The sequence below is a fragment of the Xenorhabdus sp. NBAII XenSa04 genome (genome assembly GCF_963866145.1).
GTDB classification, from domain to species: domain Bacteria; phylum Pseudomonadota; class Gammaproteobacteria; order Enterobacterales; family Enterobacteriaceae; genus Xenorhabdus; species Xenorhabdus indica.
In genome coordinates this window covers 1-531 of sequence record NZ_CAWMEB010000055.1, presented here as the reverse complement: position 1 = coordinate 531, position 531 = coordinate 1, and the positions used below count along the sequence as shown (strand labels likewise).

The following is a 531-nucleotide window of genomic DNA, read 5'->3' as shown; positions in this document are numbered from 1 at the left end:
CCAGTGACGCATGCTCATGGGTTAATAATCCCGCCAGCCGGTGATGAGCGGCCTGTACACTGTCTTGTACCGGGGTGTCATCCATATCCAGCCGTAACGGCAGGGTATTAATAAACAGCCCCATCCCACCAACCCCTTCGCTGCCAGTCATACGCCCAAACAGCAGGGTGCCGAACACCACGTTTTCCTGTCCACTGGTACGTGACAATACCTGGGCCCAGGCCAGATGACACAAAGCCGCCAGACTCACTCCCTGTTGCCGGGCTTGATGGCGCAGGCGGTCATTCAATTCTGGAGCCAGCATCCGGTGAGATTCTGTTATCTGTGAGCCATCACAATGTACCTCAGTTAGGCCAAACGGCAACGTCGGCTCCGTCACGTCCGCCAGCATCTCGGTAAAGAAAGCAGTATGGGCTGCCTGACTCACGCCCAACCGGGCCTGTGCCACCAGATTGCGGAACGGTACGGGCACAGCCAGGCTCTGCTCTTGCCCTGTCAGATAAGCCTGCACTTCACGGTGCATCACTTCCA

General features: G+C 57.4%; 1 protein-coding gene. It reads right to left on the bottom strand.

All coding sequences use genetic code 11. The features are described 5' to 3' along the window. The coding region (locus AAC147_RS02590) for a condensation domain-containing protein (RefSeq protein ID WP_047685488.1) at positions 1–531 on the bottom strand (531 nt) is incomplete at both ends.